We start from the raw sequence: 15,475 nt of genomic DNA on the forward strand, positions 1-15,475 counted from the left end.
AAAGCGCGTGCGATCGATGTGGCAGCGGGCGAGCCCGCGAACACCGACGAAGCCGGTGACAATCACCGCGTCGCCTGCTTCGCGGGCTCGCCCGCTGCCAGAGGGGACGGCGTCACAGTCAAAATTGTGCTTGTAGCAGTGCCAGAGAATTGACGAATCACTGCCCCGCCACCGTTGCTGGCGTAGCCGGTGCACTTTGTGTGCCAGCCCGGCGCAAGGCAGCATCCGGTGTTGCATTGGCGCTGCCCGAGCCCGTCAGGCTGCGGCGCACTTCCAGGTTTCGGGAAATCACCAACACCACCCTCCGGTTGCGCGCCCGGCCATCGGCGGTGTCATTGCTGGCCACCGGCTGGTACTCGCCATAGCCGACCGAGGCCATGCGGGCCGGGTTCACCCCCTCCATGGCCAGCAGGCGCACAATGCTCGCCGCCCGCGCCGACGACAGCTCCCAGTTGGTCGGGTACTGCGCGGTACGGATCGGCAGGTTGTCGGTGAAACCCTCGACATGTACCGGGTTGGCGAACGGCTTGAGAATATCGGCCACCTTCTCGATGATGGCGAACGCCTTGTCACTGGGCATGGCATCGCCACTGCCGAACAACAGCGATGAATTGAGCTCGATCTCGATCCACAGTTCGTTGCCGCGCACAGTCATCTGGTTGCTTTTGATCAGGTCGCCAAAGGCATCGCGCACGTCATCGCTGATGGTCTTCAGCGGATCGGTATTGGTTGCCGCAAGGCCTGCTTCGGTCTGCTCGCTGTCGTTGACCAGCGGCTCGGCCGGGCGCACGGTCAATGGCTTTTCCTCGCCCACGGGGATGGGCTTCATGCTGCGCTCAGGGTCGTTGAACACCCCGAGAAGCGCCTGGGAAATGACCTTGTACTTGCCCTCGTTGATCGACGAAATCGAGTACATCACCACAAAAAATGCGAACAGCAATGTAATGAAGTCGGCGTATGACACCAGCCAGCGTTCGTGGTTTTCGTGTTCCTCGGTATGACGACGGCGGCGCATGGGTTACTCCATGAAGCCTTGCAGCTTCAGCTCGATGGAGCGCGGGTTTTCGCCCTCGGCAATCGACAACAGGCCTTCGAGCAGCATTTCGCGGTAGCGCGACTGGCGCATGACCACGGCCTTGAGCTTGTTGGCGATCGGCAGCAGCACCAGGTTGGCGCTGGCCACACCGTAGATGGTGGCGACGAAGGCCACGGCGATGCCATTGCCCAGTTGCGACGGGTCGGCCAGGTTGCCCATCACGTGGATCAGGCCCATGACCGCACCGATGATGCCGATGGTAGGCGCGTACCCGCCCATGCTCTCGAACACCTTGGCCGCCTGGATATCGCGGCTTTCCTGGGTCAGGAAATCGACTTCGAGGATGCTGCGAATGGCTTCTGGCTCGGCGCCATCGACCAGCAGCTGCAAGCCTTTGCGCGCATACGGGTCGGGCTCGCTGTCGGCCACCCCTTCCAGTCCCAGCAAGCCTTCCTTGCGCGCGGTCAGGCTCCAGTTCACCACCCGGTCGATGCCACCCGCCAGGTCGACCCTGGGCGGGAACAGGATCCAGCGCAGAATCTGCAGGGCCCGCTTGAACGAGGCCAGCGGTGACTGCAGCAGTGCTGCCGCCAAGGTGCCGCCCAGCACGATCAATGCCGCCGGCCCATTGACCAGGGCACCGACATGGCCACCCTCGAGGAAGTTGCCACCGACAATGGCAACGAAGGCGAGGATCAGGCCGATCAGGCTCAGCACGTCCATCAGACGCAGGCCTCTACCAGGTGCTTGCCGATCTCGTCCAGGCTATACACCGCGTCGGCCAGGTTGGCCTTGACGATGGCCATGGGCATGCCATAGATCACACAGCTGGCTTCATCCTGGGCCCACACCGTACTGCCGCCCTGCTTGAGCAGGCGCGCACCTTCACGGCCATCGGCACCCATACCGGTCAGCACCACCGACAGCACCTTGTCGCCATATGACTTGGCCGCCGAGCCGAAGGTGATGTCCACGCACGGCTTGTAGTTCAGGCGCTCATCGCCCGGCAGGATCTTCACCGCGCCACGGCCATCGACCATCATCTGCTTGCCACCCGGGGCCAGCAGGGCCAGGCCTGGGCGCAGCATGTCACCGTCTTCGGCTTCCTTGACGCTGATGCGGCACAGTTTGTCCAGGCGTTCGGCAAACGCCTTGGTGAACGCAGCCGGCATGTGCTGGATCAGCACGATCGGTGCAGGGAAGTTGGCCGGCAGTTGGGTCAACACCCGCTGCAGGGCTACCGGGCCGCCGGTGGAGGTACCGATGGCCACCAGTTTGTAAGGCTTGCGTTTAGGCGCCGCAGCCGCAGCGGGCACGGCTGCCGGGGCCCGAGCCGGCAACGCACTGCGCGCCGCTGCCGGGCTGCCCACACCCGCCGCCGGCGCATGGCTGCTGGCAGGTGCCGACGTTGCGGCCGGCGCAGGGCTGGCGTAACTGCCAAACCGGCGGTTGCTGCGCGCCAGCGTATGCACTTTCTCGCACAGCAGTTGCTTGACCTTGTCGGGGTTGCGCGAAATGTCCTCGAAGTTCTTCGGCAGGTAGTCCACCGCCCCCGCGTCCAGCGCATCGAGGGTGACCCGGGCGCCCTCATGGGTCAGCGAGGAAAACATCAACACCGGCGTCGGGCAGCGCTGCATGATGTGCCGCACCGCAGTGATGCCATCCATCATGGGCATTTCATAGTCCATGGTGATGACATCGGGCTTGAGCGCCAGCGCCTGGTCAATCGCTTCCTTGCCGTTGGTCGCGGTACCTACTACCTGGATCGTCGGATCCGCCGAGAGGATCTCCGAGACGCGGCGGCGGAAGAAACCGGAATCATCCACCACCAGGACCTTGACTGCCATAAACACTCCATTAGGCGGCGCGACCTGCCAAGGTGCGCCACCGAAATCAAATACGCCGCGCGGCGTAACGCTTGAGCATGCTCGGGACGTCGAGAATCAACGCAATACGACCGTCACCGGTAATGGTGGCCCCGGACATGCCCGGGGTACCTTGCAGCATCTTGCCCAGCGGCTTGATTACCACTTCTTCCTGGCCTACCAGTTGATCGACGACAAAGCCGATGCGCTGGGTGCCGACCGACAGGATCACCACGTGGCCCTCGTGTTGCTCTTCATGCACCTGGCCTTGCACCAGCCAGCGCTTGAGGTAGAACAACGGCAGTGCCTTGTCGCGCACGATCACCACTTCCTGGCCATCGACCACATTGGTACGCGACAGGTCGAGGTGGAAGATCTCGTTGACGTTGACCAGCGGGAAGGCGAATGCCTGGTTGCCCAGCATCACCATCAGGGTGGGCATGATCGCCAGGGTCAGCGGCACCTTGATGACGATCTTCGAGCCCTGGCCCTTGGCCGAGAAGATGTTGATCGAACCGTTGAGCTGGGAGATCTTGGTCTTCACCACGTCCATGCCCACGCCACGCCCGGACACGTCGGAAATCTCGGTCTTGGTCGAGAACCCTGGGGCGAAGATCAGGTTGTAGCAGTCCGACTCGCTCAGACGCTCGGCGGCGTCCTTGTCCATCAGGCCCTTCTCCACCGCCTTGGCCCGCAGGATGTTCGGGTCCATGCCCTTGCCGTCGTCGGAAATCGACAACAGGATGTGGTCGCCCTCCTGCTCCGCCGACAGCACCACGCGGCCCGTGCGCGGCTTGCCTGCGGCATCGCGCTCATCGGGCATCTCGATACCATGGTCGACGGCGTTGCGCACCAAGTGCACCAACGGGTCGGCCAGGGCCTCGACCAGGTTCTTGTCGAGGTCGGTTTCTTCGCCGACCAGCTCAAGGTTGATCTCTTTCTTCAACTGGCGCGCCAGGTCGCGAACCAGGCGCGGGAAGCGGCCGAACACTTTCTTGATCGGCTGCATGCGGGTTTTCATCACCGCGGTCTGCAGGTCGGCGGTGACCACGTCGAGGTTGGACACGGCCTTGGACATGGCCTCGTCGCCGCTGTTCAGGCCCAGGCGCACCAGGCGGTTACGCACCAGCACCAGTTCGCCGACCATGTTCATGATCTCGTCCAGGCGCGCCGTGTCGACGCGTACGGTGGTTTCCGCTTCGCTGACCGCATGCTTGTCGGCGACCGGGGCCGGCGTGCGCGCAGCTGCAGCAGGTTTGCTCGCAGCCGCGGGCACTGGCGCAGGTGCAGGAGCCGCAGCTGGCTTGGCGGCCGCCGGGCTTTGCGGCTTGGCCGCTGCCGGCGCCTTGGCCGCAGGCGGTGCCTGGACTGCTGCGACGTCACCGCCGAATTTGCCCTTGCCATGCAACTGGTCCAGCAGCGCTTCGAATTCATGCTCGCTGATTTCGTCGCTGGTGGCGCTGGCGGTGCTGTCAGGCGCCACCTCGGCAGGTGCCGCCTTAGCGGCAGGCAGGGCGTCGGCCTGGAAGGTGCCTTTGCCATGCAGCTGGTCGAGCAGCGACTCAAATTCGGCATCGGTGATTTCGTCACTGGCCGCTTCGTGGCTGACGGCAGCAGCCGGCGCTGCAACTTCGGCAGTGAACTGGCCTTTGCCATGCAACTGGTCGAGCAGCGATTCGAACTCGGCATCGGTGATTTCATCACCGCCACCACTCACGCTCTCGCCTTGCAGCTGTTCCTCGGCCGCAGCTTGTGCCTTGACCGCATCGAGCGAATCGAGCAACTGCTCGAACTCGCTGTCGGTGATGTCCAGGTGCTGCTCCTGGTCCACCACCGGTGCCGCGGCAGGCGCCTGCGCGGCAGCCACCGGCACCACCGCTTCTTCGCCACCCTGCGGTTGCGCCGCACCCGGCTCGGCAAGGCGCGCCAAGGCCGCCAGCAGCTCGGGGGTTGCCGGCGTGACTTCAGCGCGCTCGCGCACCTGGCCAAACATGCTGTTGACCGTGTCCAGTGCCTCGAGCACTACGTCCATCAGCTCCGCGTCAACCCGACGCTCACCTTTGCGCAGCACGTCGAACACGTTCTCGGCGATATGGCAGCACTCCACCAGCTCGTTCAGCTGGAGGAAGCCGGCGCCCCCTTTTACAGTGTGGAAACCGCGAAAGATCGCATTGAGCAGGTCAGCATCGTCGGGCCGGCTTTCCAGCTCGACCAATTGCTCGGACAGTTGCTCAAGAATTTCGCCGGCTTCTACCAGGAAATCCTGGAGGATTTCTTCATCGGCGCCGAAGCTCATCAAAGGTGCTCCTTAAAAACCCAGGCTGGACAGCAGATCATCGACGTCGTCCTGGCCGGACACGACGTCTTCACGCTTATCGGCATGAATCTGCGGACCTTCACCCCGAGTCGGATGTTTTTCTCGATCTTTTTCTGCGCGCAATTGATCGTGGTCATGCTGAATGCCCGCAAAGCGGTCGACCTGACTGGCCATCAGCACCAACTTGAGCAGGTTGCTTTCCACTTCGGTCACCAGGTTGGTGACGCGCTTGATCACCTGCCCGGTCAGGTCCTGATAGTCCTGGGCCAGCAGAATGTCATTGAGGTGGCCGGCGACCTTGCGGTTGCCTTCGGCGCTGTGCGTGAGGAAACTGTCGACCCGCTTGACCAGGTCGCGGAATTCTTCCGCCGCCACTTCGCGGCGCATGAAGCGCTGCCAGTCGGTGCTCAGGGCCTTGGCCTCGCTGGCCAGGTCGTTGAGCACCGGGGTGCTTGCCTCGACCAGGTCCATGGTGCGGTTGGCCGCGCCTTCCGTGAGCTTGACCACATAGGACAGGCGCTCGGTGGCATCGGTAATCTGCGACACCTCTTCGGCCTGCGGTATGGTCGGGTCGATCTGGAAACTGACGATGGCACTGTGCAGCTCGCGGGTCAGCTTGCCGACTTCCTGGTACAGGCCGCGGTCGCGGGTCTGGTTCAGCTCGTGAATCAGCTGCACCGCCTCGCCGAAACGGCCCCGCTCCAGGCTTTCGACCAACTCCTGGGCATGTTTCTTCAGGGTCGATTCGAACTCGCCCAAAGAGTTATGTGATGAATCCATGGCGCGCCCCCTGACGTGACTCAGCCGTTGACGCGTTCGAAGATCTTCTCGATCTTTTCTTTGAGCACCTGTGCCGTGAACGGCTTGACCACGTAACCATTGACGCCGGCCTGGGCCGCTTCAATGATCTGGTCGCGCTTGGCTTCGGCAGTCACCATCAGCACGGGCATGGTTTTCAGCCGGTCGTGGGCACGCACCTTGCGCAGCAGGTCGATGCCGGACATGCCAGGCATGTTCCAGTCGGTCACCAGGAAGTCATAATGGCCGTTTTCCAGCATCGGCAGTGCCGTGGTGCCATCGTCGGCCTCATCGGTGTTGGTGAAGCCCAGGTCACGCAACAGGTTCTTGATGATCCGCCGCATCGTCGAAAAGTCGTCAACGATGAGGATTTTCATGTCTTTGTTCAAGTAGACCTCCAAGCAGTCTCAAACGCGCTCGGCCCCGAGCGCGCATTCAATCAATTCGGTACAACGTGGAAAACCGCGTGGAAACAGCCGCAACCCCAGCAGGCTCAGCGCGCCCGCCATTCCCCCAGGCGGCTACGCAGACGCGCGGCACACTGGCTGTGCAACTGGCTGACCCGCGACTCGCTGACCCCCAGCACCTCACCGATCTCCTTGAGGTTGAGCTCTTCGTCGTAGTACAGCGCCAGCACCAGGCGTTCACGCTCGGGCAGGTTGGCGATGGCCTCGGTCAGGGCTAGCTGGAAGCGCTCCTCCTCGAGGCCCCGGGCAGGTTCGACCTGGCCGCTGGCGCCGTCTTCATGCAGCCCTTCGTGCTCACCGTCCTGCAGCAGGTCATCGAAGCTGAACAAACGGCTGCCCAAGGTATCGTTGAGGATCGCGTAGTAATCATCGAGGCTCAATTGGAGTTCGGCAGCAACTTCATGATCTTTAGCGTCACGGCCGGTTCTGGCCTCCACGGCGCGCATCGCGTCGCTGACCATACGGGTGTTGCGGTGCACCGAACGGGGTGCCCAGTCGCCTTTGCGCACTTCGTCGAGCATGGCGCCGCGGATACGAATGCCGGCATAGGTTTCGAAGCTGGCGCCCTTGCTGGCGTCGTACTTGTTGGCCACTTCCAGCAAGCCAATCATGCCGGCCTGGATCAGGTCCTCAACCTGCACGTTGGCCGGCAACCGCGCCAACAGATGGTAGGCGATACGCTTGACAAGGGGGGCGTAGCGTTCGATCAACTCGTACTGGGCGTCTTTCGCCGCCCGGCTGTACATCTTGAACCCGCTGGCGTTCATAGCACCGGTCCCGCGCTGGTCGGCTGCACCAGGCGCTCGACGAAGAACTCCAAGTGGCCACGTGGGTTGGCCGGCAGCGGCCAGCTGTCGACCTTCTGGGCAATCGCCTTGAAGGCCAGCGCGCACTTGGAGCGTGGGAAGGCTTCGTAAACGGCACGCTGCTTCTGCACCGCCTTGCGCACGCACTCGTCGTAGGGCACGGCGCCTACGTACTGCAGGGCGACATCCAAGAAACGGTCGGTAACCTTGGTCAGCTTGGCAAACAGGTTGCGCCCTTCCTGAGGGCTCTGGGCCATGTTGGCCAGCACGCGGAAGCGGTTCATGCCGTAGTCACGGTTGAGCAGTTTGATCAGCGCGTAGGCATCGGTGATCGAGGTCGGCTCGTCGCACACCACCAGCAGCACTTCCTGGGCGGCACGGACAAAGCTGACGACCGACTCACCGATACCCGCAGCGGTATCGATGACCAGTACATCGAGGTTGTCGCCGACTTCGCTGAACGCCTGGATCAGCCCGGCATGCTGGGCCGGCGCCAGGTGGACCATGCTCTGCGTACCGGAGGCAGCCGGTACGATGCGCACACCACCAGGGCCCTGCAATATCACGTCACGCAGCTCGCAGCGCCCTTCGATGACATCGGCCAGGGTCCGTTTGGGCGTCAGGCCCAGCAACACGTCGACATTGGCCAGGCCCAGGTCGGCATCCAGCAACATGACCCTGCGGCCGAGTTCGGCCAACGCCAGGGACAGGTTCACTGAAACGTTAGTCTTGCCGACGCCACCTTTGCCACCGGTCACGGCGATCACCTGTACGGGATGCATGCTACCCATGTTTGTAATTTACCTTGTATCGCTGGGACCCAGGCCACACGTAGGGCAATTCTGCGTACCCCTTGGCATAGCTACTTTGCACACGTTTCATACTCAACCCGCTCGCCGTGGGTTGTGGTAGAGATCAGCGAACATGTCGGCCATTGCCTCTTCGCTGGGCTCCTCCTGCTGCTGCACATTGACCGCGCGGGACACCAGCTGGTGCCCCCGCGGCAGGTGCAGGTCGTCAGGAATGCGCGGGCCGTCGGTAAGATAGGCCACAGGCAAATCATGACTGATGGCAAGGCTCAGCACATCGCCAAGGCTTGCCGTTTCATCGAGCTTGGTCAGGATGCAGCCGGCCAGGCCACAGCGCTTGTAGCTGTGGTAGGCGGCGGTCAGCACCTGCTTCTGGCTGGTGGTGGCCAGTACCAGGTAATTCTTGGCGGCGATGCCACGGCCGGCCAGGGTTTCCAGCTGCATGCGCAGGGCCGGGTCGCTGGCCTGCAGGCCGGCGGTGTCGATCAGCACCACACGCTTGCGCAGCAGCGGCTCCAGCGCTGCCGCCAGCGACTGGCCTGGGTCGACATAGGTGACTGGGACATTGAGGATGCGGCCAAGGGTCTTGAGCTGCTCCTGGGCACCGATGCGGAAGCTGTCCATGCTCACCAGCGCCATATTCTGCGCGCCGTACTTGAGCACGTAGCGCGCCGCCAGCTTGGCCAGGGTGGTGGTCTTGCCCATGCCGGCCGGGCCGACCATGGCGATCACACCGCCTTCTTCGATCGGCTCTACCTCGGGAATTTCGATCATGCGCGCCAAGTGCGCCAGCAACATGCGCCAGGCATGGCGTGGCTCTTCGATTTCGGCGGTCAGCTCCAGCAACTCGCGGGCAATCGGCCCGGACAGGCCAATGCGCTGCAGGCGCCGCCAGATGTTGGCCTGTTGTGGCTTGCTGCCCTGCAGCTGGGTCCAGGCCAGCGAGCCGAGCTGCACTTCCAGCAGTTCGCGCAGGCCCGACAGTTCGGAGCGCATGGCATCGAACAGGCGCGGGTCAACGGGCGCCGGCGCCGTGGCGGCCGTCGCCTGTGGGGCATCGACATGGGGCTCGACCAGCGGCTCGGCAGCGGTCAACGACTGCCCGGCGAACAATTGGCGGTTGTTATCGCTGCTGTCCTGGCGGTGGCCCAGCTCGGCCTGGGCCGTGGCAATGCGCGTGTGGGTCTTGCGCAGCTCTTCTTCCAGCTCGGCATTGGGCACACGCGGGGCCAGGGCGGACAGCTTGTAGTCCAGCGCGGCCGTCAGCTCGACACCACCGGCAATGCGACGGTTGCCAATGATCGCGGCATCGGCGCCCAGCTCATCACGGACCAGTTTCATGGCCTGACGCATATCGGCGGCGAAGAATCGCTTAACTTGCATTATCCACTACCTCAGCCGTTAGGGCCCACGGTGGCAACGATGGTGACTTGCTTGTTGTCCGGTATTTCCTGATACGCCAGCACATGCAAATTCGGTACAGCCAGGCGACCGAAACGCGACAGCATGGCGCGGATCGGGCCGGCGACCAGCAGAATGGCCGGCTGGCCCTGCATTTCCTGGCGCTGGGCCGCTTCGATCAGCGAACGTTGCAGCTTTTCGGCCATGCTCGGTTCCAGAAGAACACCGTCTTCCTGGCCTTGCCCGGCGCGTTGCAGACTATTGAGCAAAATCTGTTCCAACCTTGGCTCCAGGGTGATCACCGGGAGCTCCGACTCAACGCCGACAATGCTTTGCACGATGGCGCGACACAATCCGACGCGCACCGCCGCAACCAGCGCGGCGGTATCTTGACTCTTGCCAGCGTTGTTCGCGATTGCTTCGGCAATACTGCGAATATCGCGCACGGGTACCTGTTCCGACAACAGGGCCTGCAAGACCTTGAGCAGCCCCGACAAGGAAATGACACCCGGCACCAGTTCTTCTGCAAGTTTAGGCGAAGCCTTGGCCAACACCTGCAACAGTTGCTGGACCTCTTCGTGGCCAATCAGTTCATGGCAGTGCTTCTGCAGGATCTGATTGAGGTGGGTGGCCACTACCGTACTGGCATCGACCACGGTGTAGCCCAGCGACTGCGCCTGCGAGCGCTGGCCCACGTCGATCCACACCGCCTCCAGGCCAAACGCCGGGTCACGTGCGGCAATGCCGTTGAGGGTGCCGAACACCTGCCCCGGGTTGATCGCCAGCTCGCGGTCCGGGTAGATCTCGGCCTCCGCCAGGATCACCCCCATCAGCGTCAGGCGATAGGCGCTGGGTTGCAGGTCAAGGTTGTCGCGGATATGCACCGTGGGCATGAGGAAGCCCAGGTCCTGCGACAGCTTCTTGCGCACGCCCTTGATTCGCGCCAGCAACTGACCACCCTGGTTGCGGTCCACCAGGGGGATCAGCCGGTAGCCGACTTCCAGGCCGATCATGTCGATCGGTGTCACATCGTCCCAGCCCAGCTCCTTGGTTTCCAGCGCCCGCTGCGGCGAAGGCAGCAGGTCTTGCTGGCGCTGCGCCTCCTGCAATGCCTGGGCCTTGGCCTTCTGTTGTTTCTTCCATACGAGATAAGCCCCGCCACCGGCCAGCAGACCCAGGCCGATGAAGGCGAAGTGCGGCATGCCCGGCACCAGCCCCATGACAATCATCAACCCCGCCGATACCGCCAACGCCTTGGGCGAGTCGAACATCTGCCGGTTGATCAGTTTGCCCATGTCCTCCGAGCCCGAGGCGCGGGTGACCATGATCGCCGCAGCGGTCGACAACAGCAGTGATGGCAATTGCGCCACCAAACCGTCACCGATGGTCAGCAGGGCGTACACCTTGCCGGCATCGCCGAAGCTCATGCCATGCTGCAGCATGCCGATCAGCATGCCACCGATCAGGTTGATGAACAGGATCAGCAACCCGGCGATGGCGTCACCGCGCACGAACTTGCTGGCACCGTCCATCGAACCGTAGAACTCGGCCTCCTGGGCCACCTCGGCGCGACGGTGCTTGGCCTGGGCCTGGTCGATGAGGCCGGCATTGAGGTCGGCGTCGATCGCCATCTGCTTGCCGGGCATGGCGTCGAGGGTGAAGCGCGCGCTCACTTCCGAGATACGCCCGGCGCCCTTGGTCACCACCACGAAGTTGATGATCATGAGGATGGCGAAGACCACTGCACCGACCACGTAGTTACCGCCGATCACCACCTCGCCGAAGGCCTGGATCACCTTGCCGGCGGCGCCGTGGCCTTCCTGGCCGTGCAGCATGACCACCCGCGTGGAGGCCACGTTCAGCGCCAGGCGCAGCAGCGTGGCCACCAGCAGGATGGTGGGGAATGCAGCGAAGTCGAGCGGGCGCAGGGCGTAGACGCAGACCAGCAGCACCACGATCGACAAGGCGATGTTGAAGGTGAAGAACACGTCGAGCAGGAACGGTGGTATCGGCAACATCATCATTGCCAACATCACCAGCAGCAGCAGCGGTACACCCAGGTTGCCCCGGCCGAGCCCGGCCAGGTTATGACGGGCGTTGCTGATTAACTGAGTGCGATCCACCGCGAGTCCTCTTGATGCAAAACTTTGACGCCCAAGGGGCATCTGCGGCTGGCATTGCAAGAAGCCTTCCAACTTTGCGCAACAGGAGATTTATGTTGTGTGTGCCGGCCGCTTCGCGGGTGAACCGCCCTTATAGAGCAACACATAACTTATGGATTTAGCGAGGTCTTTGTGGGAGCGGGCATGCCCGCGAACAACGGCGTAGCCGGTGCCAGCCACCGCATTGGATTCGTCGCGGCGGTTCGACGCCTCGACTAGCCCGCTCTCACACAGGCAGCGTCGCGCTTACGAATCGAGTTCTCTGCGCGACAGCGCAGCCCGTAGTGCTGGGTGATCTCCCACAGGTACCGCATAGGGCTTGAGATCCGTGAAATGCCTGTGGGAGCGGGTTACCCGCGAAAAGGCCAGAAGCCCTGACACAAGGTCAATAGTAATGGCGCAGATCCGACAGGAATCGCAGGTTGTCTTTCATGTGCTCCGGTTGCTATCCATAGGAGGCAAACCACTGATAGCGTCAGACTTCGTTGGGCCTCAGCGGCACCGGGGATTCACCACGCACCACTCCCATTTTAAGCGAAACGCGCGATATCACTCTTCGCAATAATGCGAACTGAAAAAAATAGGGCGTTTCCGGATAGGGAGGCTTCGCACCGTGCTTCAGCAAGCCTGCATGGTAGTGCAAGCCGGGCTGCATACCTACTGCGTTGTCTACATAGACACTGAACACCGTGGTAGAGGATTGGCTCTGGGCGCCCCGCTTAGCTGCATAAAACTTGGCAACACCATACTCCCCAGCGTAAAAACCTGCTCCAAACTCATTATCAGGTCTGAAATAATGCGGATCCACTCCGAATTTTTTATGCTGAGAAAGCGGAGTCATCAAGACGTCTTTACGGCCTTGTAAAGTTCCGGTCATAGCTTCAGCATATTCCGTTCTCGAAGCATGAAACCCAACGAGCGATTTCGACTCTGGTCGATCAAATCCATTAAACGAATGGCGGCGCTGCCCCACTTGATAGGGTCGGGCGTCTGCCCTTCCTTTGTTTTGAAGCCCGCCCTCTACGAAACTGGGGCTCATCCAATGCCTACGTATTGAAGGACGACGGTTGAGCCCGGAGTTATCGTGGTAATTAACAGGATCGCCCTCACAATATGCATAGGGGTTGATGCCACCTGTTCCAAATGGGCTGGCACGATCAGAGCTTAGGAACCTCATCAGAACCGTGCTATATCCCCGACGACCCGCACCCAAAAAATATAAGTTCGCCAGTGCCTCTGCCCACTGCCCATTGAATCCCAGGGATGAAAAATAACAGAACAAGCCCCCTGCAAAGCCATACGGGGTGAACGCAAAGTGCTGTCGCATATCAGTACGCTCAGTCTTGTTGTTTTTTTCTGATAAGCCGATCGTCACAGTTGTCGCGGATTCATGGCGAGATGAATTCATGGCAAGCCCCTCCTAGTGCAGAGTGACAATATTCACAACCCTTCGCACTGCCTACAACTGACAAAAATACCAATTGAAAAAATTGACTAATTGCTGAGTGTCATCTCTGATGCCTGAGCTCAATGGCAGCGTCGCACCCGAGGGAGCAGGCGAGTCAACGAAAGGGCCAGAGGCCCTGGCACAAGGTCAACTGTCGCGGCGCAGGTCTGGCGGGATCGGCAGGTCATCCTTCAACGGCTCAGGGCGCTTGCCCTTGCCCGCACGGTACTGGCGGATCTGGAACACATAGGCCAGCACCTGCGCCACAGCCAGGTACAGGCCGGCGGGGATTTCCTGCTCGATCTCGGTCGAGTAATAGATCGCCCGCGCCAAGGCCGGCGATTCCAGGATCTGAACCTTATGCTCCACGCCAATTTCGCGAATCTTCAAGGCAATGAAATCCGTGCCCTTGGCCAACAGCAACGGCGCCACCCCACCCTTCTCCGGGTCATACTGCAAGGCCACCGCATAGTGGGTCGGGTTGGTGATGATCACGTCGGCCTGCGGCACCGCCGCCATCATGCGCCGCTGCGACACTTCGCGCTGCAGCTGGCGAATACGCTGCTTGACCTCGGGCTTGCCCTCGCTGTCCTTGTACTCGTCGCGCACTTCCTGCTTGGTCATCTTCAGTTTCTTGTGCGTCTGGTACAGCTGGAACGGCACATCCGCAGCCGCGATCAGCAACAACCCGGCCGACATCCACAAGGCACTCCAGCCCACCACCTGCAGGCTGTGAATGATCGCCTGCTCCAGCGGCTCGTTGGCAATCGACAGCAGCGCCTGACGGTCGTTGATCAATACCACCACCGCCACTACCAAGATCACGAAAAACTTGGCCAGCGCCTTCAGCAATTCGGTCAAGGCATGCATCGAGAACATGCGCTTGATGCCTGACAACGGATTCATGCGACTGAATTTCGGCTGCAGCAAACTGCCCGAGAACAGGAAGCCGCTCAGCGCGATGGGCGCCACGAAGGAGATCACGAACAGCAGGATCAGCACCGGCTGCACGGCCCAGATGGCCATCTTGCCCGAGGCCAGCAGAAACGCGCCCATCGCCCGCTCGTCCACGATGATGTCGCGGGTCAGACTGAAATTCATGCGCATCAACGCCAGCAGGGTTTCGGCCAAATGGCCGCCAAACGCCAGCAGCCCACCCGCGCCGGCCAGGGTCACCGCCACCGTGTTCAACTCCTTGGAGCGGGCGACCTCGCCTTTTTCCCGTGAGTCGCGCTTGCGTTTCTCGGTGGGGTCTTCCGTTTTGTCCTGGCCGCTTTCGCTCTCAGCCATGCTCAGCCCGCCCTTGCCAATTCACGCAGCCACTGCAGCGTTTCGCTGGCCAATGCCTGGTAGTGCGACAGCACATCGGCCAGGCCGACCCAGAAGATGAACATGCCCATGACCAGGGTCAACGGGAAACCGATGGAGAAAATGTTCAGCTGCGGCGCCGCACGGGTCATCACCCCAAAGGCAATGTTCACCACCAGCAACGCCGCAATCACCGGCAGGATCAACAGCAAGCCTGCACCGAAAACCCAACCCATGCGCCCGGCGAGCTCCCAGAAGTGGTTGACCACCAGCGCATTGCCCACCGGCAACGTGGAGAAGCTTTCGGTCAGCACCTCGAACACCACCAGGTGGCCGTTCATCAACAGGAACAGCACACTCACCAGCATCGTCATGAACTGGCTGATCACCGTAACGTTGACCCCGTTCCCCGGGTCGACCATGGAGGCGAAGGCCATACCCATCTGCACCGCAACGATCTGCCCGGCAATCACGAACGCCTGGAACAGCAACTGCAACGCCAGGCCGAACAACGTCCCGACGATGATCTGTTCGGCGCACAGCAGCAGGCCGCGCAGGCTCAGCGGGTCGAATTCAGGCAGCGGTGGCAACGCCGGCACGATGACCACGGTAATGGCCACGGCCACGTACAGGCGCACCCGCGCCGGCAGCATGCGGGTACCGAAGATCGGCATGGTCATCAACACCGCCGTCACCCTGAACAACGGCAGGATGAAGGTGGCGACCCAGGTGCCGATCTGCGTATCGGTCAGCTCCAGCATCCGCGCATCAACCTATGAGCTGCGGAATGTTGGCGTAGAGCGTGGTGATGTACTCCATGAACTTCTGCACCAGCCACGGCCCGGCAACGATCAGCGTGATCAGCATCACCAGCAGGCGCGGCAGAAAGCTCAGGGTCTGTTCGTTGATCTGCGTGGCGGCCTGGAACATCGCCACCACCAGGCCCACCAGCAGGCTTGGCACCACCAGCACGGCCACCATCAGGGTGGTCAGCCACAGGGCATCACGGAACAGGTCGACAGCGACTTCAGGTGTCATCGGCGGCTCTCCTTGACGGCG

General features: G+C 61.9%; 14 protein-coding genes. All 14 read right to left on the reverse strand.

All coding sequences use genetic code 11. From position 1 onward, the window contains the following. Positions 1 to 157 precede the first annotated feature (157 nt). Positions 158 to 1,015: a flagellar motor protein MotD gene (gene motD / locus EGJ22_RS15985; RefSeq protein WP_009681921.1), complete on the reverse strand. Its 858-nt coding sequence runs from the start codon at positions 1,013 to 1,015 to the stop codon at positions 158 to 160. Positions 1,016 to 1,018: 3 nt separating this feature from the next. After that, complete coding sequence (locus EGJ22_RS15990) at positions 1,019 to 1,759, reverse strand: flagellar motor protein (RefSeq protein ID WP_009681920.1); 741 nt, start codon at positions 1,757 to 1,759, stop codon at positions 1,019 to 1,021. Continuing rightward, the gene (locus EGJ22_RS15995) at positions 1,759 to 2,883 is read right to left on the reverse strand and encodes a chemotaxis response regulator protein-glutamate methylesterase (RefSeq protein ID WP_029885658.1); all 1,125 of its coding nucleotides are present in this window, start codon (positions 2,881 to 2,883) and stop codon (positions 1,759 to 1,761) included. The genes EGJ22_RS15990 and EGJ22_RS15995 overlap by 1 nt, the downstream gene beginning before the upstream one ends. Before the next feature lie 46 nt (positions 2,884 to 2,929). After that, positions 2,930 to 5,197, reverse strand: a complete 2,268-nt coding sequence (locus tag EGJ22_RS16000; RefSeq protein ID WP_029885657.1) for a chemotaxis protein CheA — start codon at positions 5,195 to 5,197, stop codon at positions 2,930 to 2,932. Positions 5,198 to 5,209: 12 nt separating this feature from the next. After that, entirely contained in the window at positions 5,210 to 5,998 is a 789-nt protein-coding gene (locus tag EGJ22_RS16005) for a protein phosphatase CheZ (RefSeq protein ID WP_009683229.1), read from the reverse strand. A 20-nt stretch (positions 5,999 to 6,018) separates the two neighbouring features. Next, positions 6,019 to 6,393, reverse strand: coding sequence for a chemotaxis response regulator CheY (locus EGJ22_RS16010; RefSeq protein WP_166524971.1), 375 nt, complete (start codon positions 6,391 to 6,393; stop codon positions 6,019 to 6,021). A gap of 116 nt (positions 6,394 to 6,509) precedes the next feature. Beyond that, the gene (fliA, locus tag EGJ22_RS16015) at positions 6,510 to 7,250 is read right to left on the reverse strand and encodes an RNA polymerase sigma factor FliA (protein WP_009683227.1); all 741 of its coding nucleotides are present in this window, start codon (positions 7,248 to 7,250) and stop codon (positions 6,510 to 6,512) included. Beyond that, positions 7,247 to 8,089 carry a flagellar synthesis regulator FleN gene (gene fleN / locus EGJ22_RS16020; protein WP_172828404.1) on the reverse strand — a complete coding sequence of 281 codons (843 nt, stop codon included), beginning with the start codon at positions 8,087 to 8,089 and terminating at the stop codon, positions 7,247 to 7,249. Before fleN ends, fliA begins: the two co-directional genes overlap by 4 nt. 84 nt (positions 8,090 to 8,173) lie before the next feature. Next, the gene (flhF, locus tag EGJ22_RS16025) at positions 8,174 to 9,481 is read right to left on the reverse strand and encodes a flagellar biosynthesis protein FlhF (protein WP_029885655.1); all 1,308 of its coding nucleotides are present in this window, start codon (positions 9,479 to 9,481) and stop codon (positions 8,174 to 8,176) included. Positions 9,482 to 9,492: 11 nt separating this feature from the next. Beyond that, positions 9,493 to 11,622 (reverse strand): flagellar biosynthesis protein FlhA, encoded by a 2,130-nt coding sequence (gene flhA / locus EGJ22_RS16030; RefSeq protein ID WP_009683223.1) that lies wholly within the window; start codon positions 11,620 to 11,622, stop codon positions 9,493 to 9,495. Between the two features lie 514 nt (positions 11,623 to 12,136). Continuing rightward, on the reverse strand, positions 12,137 to 13,069 hold the full coding sequence (locus EGJ22_RS16035) for an RHS repeat-associated core domain-containing protein (RefSeq protein ID WP_080709193.1): 933 nt from the start codon (positions 13,067 to 13,069) through the stop codon (positions 12,137 to 12,139). 186 nt (positions 13,070 to 13,255) lie between these two features. Further along, complete coding sequence (flhB, locus tag EGJ22_RS16040; RefSeq protein WP_009683221.1) at positions 13,256 to 14,398, reverse strand: flagellar biosynthesis protein FlhB; 1,143 nt, start codon at positions 14,396 to 14,398, stop codon at positions 13,256 to 13,258. A gap of 2 nt (positions 14,399 to 14,400) precedes the next feature. Beyond that, entirely contained in the window at positions 14,401 to 15,177 is a 777-nt protein-coding gene (gene fliR, locus EGJ22_RS16045; protein WP_009683220.1) for a flagellar biosynthetic protein FliR, read from the reverse strand. A gap of 7 nt (positions 15,178 to 15,184) precedes the next feature. Then, positions 15,185 to 15,454 carry a flagellar biosynthesis protein FliQ gene (gene fliQ, locus EGJ22_RS16050; RefSeq protein ID WP_009683219.1) on the reverse strand — a complete coding sequence of 90 codons (270 nt, stop codon included), beginning with the start codon at positions 15,452 to 15,454 and terminating at the stop codon, positions 15,185 to 15,187. Positions 15,455 to 15,475: the final 21 nt, after the last annotated feature.

It is taken from the genome of Pseudomonas sp. p99-361 (assembly GCF_003935475.1).
Classification (GTDB): Bacteria; Pseudomonadota; Gammaproteobacteria; order Pseudomonadales; family Pseudomonadaceae; genus Aquipseudomonas; species Aquipseudomonas juntendi.

Coding starts and splice junctions, on each gene's coding strand:
- motD (WP_009681921.1), bottom strand. CDS start 1,015: ATGCGCCGCCGTCGTCATACCGAGGAACACGAAAACCACGAACGCTGG.
- EGJ22_RS15990 (WP_009681920.1), bottom strand. CDS start 1,759: ATGGACGTGCTGAGCCTGATCGGCCTGATCCTCGCCTTCGTTGCCATT.
- EGJ22_RS15995 (WP_029885658.1), bottom strand. CDS start 2,883: ATGGCAGTCAAGGTCCTGGTGGTGGATGATTCCGGTTTCTTCCGCCGC.
- EGJ22_RS16000 (WP_029885657.1), bottom strand. CDS start 5,197: ATGAGCTTCGGCGCCGATGAAGAAATCCTCCAGGATTTCCTGGTAGAA.
- EGJ22_RS16005 (WP_009683229.1), bottom strand. CDS start 5,998: ATGGATTCATCACATAACTCTTTGGGCGAGTTCGAATCGACCCTGAAG.
- EGJ22_RS16010 (WP_166524971.1), bottom strand. CDS start 6,393: ATGAAAATCCTCATCGTTGACGACTTTTCGACGATGCGGCGGATCATC.
- fliA (WP_009683227.1), bottom strand. CDS start 7,250: ATGAACGCCAGCGGGTTCAAGATGTACAGCCGGGCGGCGAAAGACGCC.
- flhF (WP_029885655.1), bottom strand. CDS start 9,481: ATGCAAGTTAAGCGATTCTTCGCCGCCGATATGCGTCAGGCCATGAAA.
- EGJ22_RS16035 (WP_080709193.1), bottom strand. CDS start 13,069: ATGAATTCATCTCGCCATGAATCCGCGACAACTGTGACGATCGGCTTA.
- flhB (WP_009683221.1), bottom strand. CDS start 14,398: ATGGCTGAGAGCGAAAGCGGCCAGGACAAAACGGAAGACCCCACCGAG.
- fliR (WP_009683220.1), bottom strand. CDS start 15,177: ATGCTGGAGCTGACCGATACGCAGATCGGCACCTGGGTCGCCACCTTC.
- fliQ (WP_009683219.1), bottom strand. CDS start 15,454: ATGACACCTGAAGTCGCTGTCGACCTGTTCCGTGATGCCCTGTGGCTG.